Consider the following 6,398-nt stretch of genomic DNA (forward strand, 5'->3'; position numbering starts at 1 on the left):
CTTCTACCCACTTGCCATTTTGGTAGTGAGCAGTCCAGCCTGTGGCTTTACCATCTACTTCACTCATTACATACTGCTCTTTATTTTTACGGCTGTAACGAACAACTGAAGGATTACCATCAGGGTCTTTTGCAGGTGCGTCAGCAAGGTAATAAAACTTTTCAGAAATACGGTCTCTGAAACGTTTTAATTCTTCCACTTTTGGCGCACGCGTTTCACGTGATTTAGGGAAGGTATTTGCAGCTAAGAAAATACCCGATGCACCATCACGCAGTACAAAGTAAGCTTCTGATTTTTCACATTCAAGTTCAGGTAAATGAACTGGATCTTCTTTTGGTGGCGCGGCTTCACCGTTTTTAAGTAACTTACGTGTATTTTTACACTCTTCATTACTACAACCGAAGTACTTACCAAAACGACCCGATTTTAACTGCATATCTGAGCCACATTTATCACATTCGATAATTGGGCCGTCGTAACCTTTAATTTTAAAGGTACCTTGTTCAACGATATAACCCTTACACGCTGGATTGTTACCGCACACATGTAATTTACGTGTTTCGTCGATCAGGTATGAATCCATTGCCGTTTCACAGATTGGGCAACGCTTCATTTGCATCAAAGATTCAGTTTCTACGTCTTCCACATCTGCCGCAATAGCTTCATCACCTGACACCAAGTTCATGGTCGTAGTACAACGCTCTTTAGGTGGCAGGTTGTAACCCGTACAACCTAAGAATACACCGGTTGATGCAGTACGAATCCCCATCTTACGACCACAAGTCGGACAATCGATATCAGTCTCGACCATTTGGTTTTGGCGCATACCACCGCGCTCTTCGTCGCCTGAGGCAATTTCAAGCTGAGTTGAAAAGTCTGCATAGAATTTATCAAGAACTTGTGTCCAAACACGCTCACCTTCTGCGATATCATCCAGACGACCTTCCATCTTAGCGGTAAAATCAAAGTTCATCAGATCTTCGAAGTTTTCAACTAAGCGGTCTGTAACAATCTCACCCATTTTTTCGGCGAAGAAACGGCGGTTTTCAACACGTACGTAACCACGGTCTTGGATCGTTGAGATAATAGATGCATACGTAGAAGGACGGCCGATGCCGCGCTTTTCTAATTCTTTAACTAAGCTTGCTTCACTAAAACGTGCAGGTGGCTTTGTAAAATGTTGTTTAGGATCTAACTCAACAAGGGTCAGTACATCACCTTCTTTAACCGCAGGCAGTGATTGATCTTCTTCGTTCTTTTTACGAACAGCTGGCTGAACTTTAGTCCAACCATCAAAACGAAGCACGCGGCCTTTTGCTTTTAACTGATAATCACCGGCACCAACCGTTAAAGTTGTTAAGTCGTATTCTGCTGGAACCATTTGGCAGGCAACAAACTGACGCCAAATTAATTCGTAGAGTTTTTTAGCATCCGCTTCAACACCGTCTAAATGACCAGACAACACAGTAACACTAGAAGGACGAATCGCTTCGTGCGCCTCTTGAGCATTACCTTTTGAGCTATAACTAATCGGTGCTTTCGGTAAATACTTCTCACCAAACTGCTCTGTCACGTAATCACGACACATCTCAACCGCATCTTTCGATAAGTTAGTTGAATCGGTACGCATATAAGTAATGTGACCTGCTTCATATAAGCGTTGAGCCAGCATCATGGTCTTCTTAACACCATAACCTAGGCGTGTACTTGCTGCCTGTTGCATGGTTGAAGTAATAAATGGTGCGCTTGGTTTACTCTTACTAGGCTTTTCTTCAACGCTAATGACCTTGTAGTCGGCTTTTTCAAGTTGACTAACGGCAGACATCGCCTGCTCTTCATTAACTGGCTTAAAAGGCTTGTCAGCGTGTTTGGTCACTTCTAGGCGTAAAGCTGCTTCTGTATTTTTAACATCAGCATGGATATCCCAGAACTCTTCAGGAATAAATGCTTTGATTTCGCGTTCACGTTCAACAAGTAAACGAACTGCAACAGATTGCACACGACCGGCTGATAAGCCACGTGCCACTTTAGCCCACAATAATGGCGACACCATAAAGCCCACTACACGGTCAAGGAAACGACGCGCTTGCTGTGCGTAAACCATGTCAGTGTTTAATTCACCTGGTGTTTCGAATGCTTGCTGAATCGCATTCTTAGTGATCTCGTTAAAAACAACTCGCTTATACTTTTCAGGTTCACCACCGATAATCTGCTCGAGGTGCCATGCAATGGCTTCCCCTTCTCTATCCAAATCGGTTGCGAGATAGATTTTATCGGCGTTTTCAGCAAGTTTTTTTAATTCTTGTACAACTTTCTCTTTGCCCGGTAAAACTTCGTAATGTGGTTCCCAGCCTTTTTCAGGATCTATACCCATGCGAGCAACAAGATTTTTATAATCGCGTTGCTTCTTATAGGCAGCTTTTTCTTCTGGTGACATTTTTCGAACTTCAGCAGGCGTTTTCGTCGCTGCAGTCTTCGTTTTGCCTGAACCTGAAGTTGGTAGATCACGCACATGTCCAACGCTGGACTTTACGATGAAATCGTTACCTAAGTATTTATTAATTGTTTTTGCCTTTGCTGGAGACTCTACAATTACAAGTGATTTGCCCATAGCTGCCTATTTCTGACCGAGTATTTTAAAAGTTTTTTGCCCTTATAAATGTATATCCATCACATTAAACAAATAAGTATGATTTTTTAACATTGGAGCACGAATATTTATAGGTATATCTACAAACACCAATTGTTACAAGCTTTTAATAGAAACTTTTCTTCATTGAGTGAATAATTAAACAATTTTTGTTGCTAATTTAGTCAATGTGGTGTTTTGCGGTAATTTCAAGGGGAATATATAGAACAGCAACAAAAATGCCAACCTTCTGGTTGGCATTTTTTTAAATTTAAACAATTAACTACTTAATTAACCATCGTCACTTATTGCTATTGTAGCAGTTGATACATTGTCTTTACCTGTTGTGAATTCAACAGTTAAGAAACCATCTGTTTTATCATTTGGATCAGCTTCACGGCTAATCGTAAGGGCAACCCCAGTCGCTGTTGTTTGGCTTGTATTACCAATATCAAAACCAGATGTACCACTGTAATCACCATTATCTGCACTTATTGCAACCGCAGTGCCTGAAGGCATTGGGTTGTTGTAAATATCAGAGAAATAAAGCTCAAAACTCAGCGCTGACAACTGGTTACCTGAATCAGCGGTAGTAATGTTAATTGAGCCTAAATCACAGTAGTCTGTATTCGCTGTGGCTTCTAAACGAGCAATAATAGCACCTGACTGCGTATCTGCTTGTCGATAAATTGTACTACAGTTCTCAATATCAACAGCAAGTTGCATCGCATTATCTGTAAATACAGTTGGATCGTCTTCTGTTGTTTCAGCAAGTGCTTCAGCAAAGCGATTACGTAGCTCATCTTTTGTTACTACAAAACGACTGTATGCAAAGCTTCCTGACATAATAATCTCAAATGAGTCACGAACATCAATAAGCTCTTTGGTACATAAAGTCTCAAATGTTGCGTCTTCATCAGGCTCTGTTGCGGCTGCAGAACACTCAAGACCATTGTATTTACCATCAGCAAGTGTATGCATCTCATTTAGGTCAATATCGAAGTTCTCTTCTGTATGACCTGCATTAGTATTCGTTGCACTACATGGGTCGCTTGCATCACCTTCTTGACAGTTTTCAGCAGCTTTAGTGACCGCTGCTGTAACTGGGTCATAAATTGCGGCTAAACCATCGTAAACGCCATTTTCATTATGATCGACAAACGCTTCAGGTAAGTCATAACCACTGTAATACTCATTTTTGTCATAAAGTCCATTACCATTAATGTCGATAAATGACTCTTGACCTTTTGCAGTCACAAGTACTGTTGCGCGACCACCGAGAGGTACACCATCATCATCAAACGCAGCATTTAAAATACCCGCCATACAAGGTGCTGCCACACCAAAATATAGGTCGCAGTTAATTGCACTTGTTTTTGGGTTAGTGCTATTGATTTTATTGCCCCATTTATCTTCGCTAAATGGAATCGGGTTTTGTGAGCGCCACTGTGCAACGCACGCACCATCAACCGTGTTACATTCAAGTTGAGGGTTAAACTCCTCACCATCTAATGTCCCTACAGCGCCGCCTTCTGTCGTTAAATAAACCGAAGTCCCATCTGGTACTGGGTTATTGAAGTGATCTGCAACATAAACCGAAATATCTGTGGTATCACCAATGTAATTTAATGCTTCAATGTTGATGATTTCCGGGCCTGCGGTAAAGCTATTACCATCAGGTAAGCCTGAGCTGATTGAAACAAGATCTGATACGCTTGTTACTTGCTCATCTAATGAAACCAACGAAAGCTCACCAGAAGGACATGAAACACTGCTATCACGGTCTGCTTCATCTAGAAGACATTCGTCATAAAGCTCTTTCCAACAAGTTACATTATCATTTTGATCTGCTGGGATTTGGTCATCAGGAATATAACAAGCTTGTACACGCACTGCTTGTGGAACAAAACCAGAGTTTATCTGAATTCGAGCTAAACCTTCTGAGTCAGTTGACACGCTGGCATGAGAATAACCACTTGCATCTGTCACTTCAGAGAGTGAAATTCCACCATTGGTAGAGCTTAAACGAAAATCTAAACGTTTTTGCTTCGCAACATTACCAATTGCATCGGTAAGTTTAAAAGTAAGTTGGCTTGTTTCTTGGCGTGAAACACCACCCGTCCCTTTTAGAGCAAGCACATTTTCTGTCGCTTCTACAAATTCGATTGAGCTTACTTCAGCTGCTGATACAGGCACATTCACTGATACCACTTTTGGTGTTCCACCAGTTAGTACTGTTGCTGTTACTGTATCGCCCTGTGAAGTGTTACAGCCGTTGCTTCTGTATGTTGCTGTAGCAATGCCGCTAATACTCGTCGCGGTTTCATCCATTACAGATAAATCTGATTCAACACACCCTGAAGTGAACTCAACATCAAGAGGAGAAACATATAAATCACCAGCTGCATCATAAATTGTTACTGTAATAACAGTAGTCGCACCTGCAGCAAGCGGCACAAATTCGTCATCAATAACATTGCCTGAGTCATCAAGCTTGTTATATAAACCATTTGAAATTTCAACGCTTAATTCAGCTGTCGCAATTTCAAATGCTTTTGAAGAAGTCACAGACTTAGCAGTCACAGTAACCTCGCCCGCACCACTATTGGCGCCAGGCTGTAATTTTAAAATGGCAAAGCCAAAGTTGTCAGTCAAGGCTTTTCCAGATTCTGGTAATAAACCACCAAGATCTGTTGAAAGCTCAGCGATAATACCGTCGATACCGTCGCCCGAGCTTGTATCTGTCACTTTAACCATTACATCGATAAGTTCGTCAGATGAGAATTGATTTACAACTGTACACCCTGACGTTAAGTAAGTAGTTTCAAGAGATGTTGTACTGCGATTGGCATCCCAATCAGTCGCACAGCCTTGAAGTAGTTTAATATCAAGCTCAGCTTCAGCACTTTCAACTGGGGCATCATCACCATTTGAAATAAAGCCTGCGATTTTTGTGATACTGTTACCACTTTCATCTGTGTAAGTTGCAACGACTTGACCTGCACCTTTTGAGTCACCACTGCTAAGCGTTACAAATGCCTCACCATTTTCATCGGTAAGGGCTGTGCCTAGTACTGGTGTAATTTTACCTGTGTAGTTAGTGGTAAATGAAATAAGTTGCCCATCGAGTGGCGTGTCTTCATCAAGTAAAGTCGCAGTAACCGTACCTTTGTTATCTTTACTCACTGGGTTATCTAGAGAGAATGGCTGACCTGAGCTATCTACGATGTTAAGGCTTAGCGTAATACTACCGCTAACACTCGAGTCATCTGTTTCAGAGCCATCTGATGTAAAACCAAACGTATCAGTATATGTCTCACTATCAATTACATATGTAGCAGTAACAATACCTGCCCCCGCAGTATCACCCGCAGTTAACGTAATTGATGCAACACCATCAGAATCAGTTAAATCTGTTCCAGAAACTGGGTCTAATAGACCTATGTCACCATCTAGACTGAAATTAATAACTGCACCTACAACGGCTTCGTCATTATTAGTCAATGTTGCCGAGATGGTTAACGGTGTGTCAGCTGTAACTGCACTCGCTTCATCTGTAGTAGATTGGTTGTAGCCTTGAACAGACACAACATAGTTTGTTTCTACGGTTGTGTCATCATCTCCATCGGATGAATCACTATCTAATGATCCTCCACCGCCACAGGCGGCTAACAATGAGATGAAAACTAAAACACTTAGCCATCGCAATAAAGGCATCGACCTCTCCCTAGTTAGCTATTTTTTACTTATGTGATTGTTTACCTAATAT

2 protein-coding genes are annotated in these 6,398 nt (G+C 41.5%); both read right to left on the minus strand.

The window, feature by feature from the left end:
* Window positions 1-2,611, minus strand: a 2,611-nt coding sequence (topA, locus tag L1D51_RS19945; protein WP_239964613.1) for a type I DNA topoisomerase, incomplete at its 3' end; no start/stop codon positions are given.
* 309 nt (window positions 2,612-2,920) lie between these two features.
* On the minus strand, window positions 2,921-6,346 hold the full coding sequence (locus L1D51_RS19950; RefSeq protein WP_239964614.1) for a hypothetical protein: 3,426 nt from the start codon (window positions 6,344-6,346) through the stop codon (window positions 2,921-2,923).
* Between the last annotated feature and the right edge of the window lie 52 nt (window positions 6,347-6,398).

Source organism: Pseudoalteromonas shioyasakiensis (assembly GCF_022398475.1).
In the GTDB taxonomy this organism is placed as follows: Bacteria; Pseudomonadota; Gammaproteobacteria; order Enterobacterales; family Alteromonadaceae; genus Pseudoalteromonas.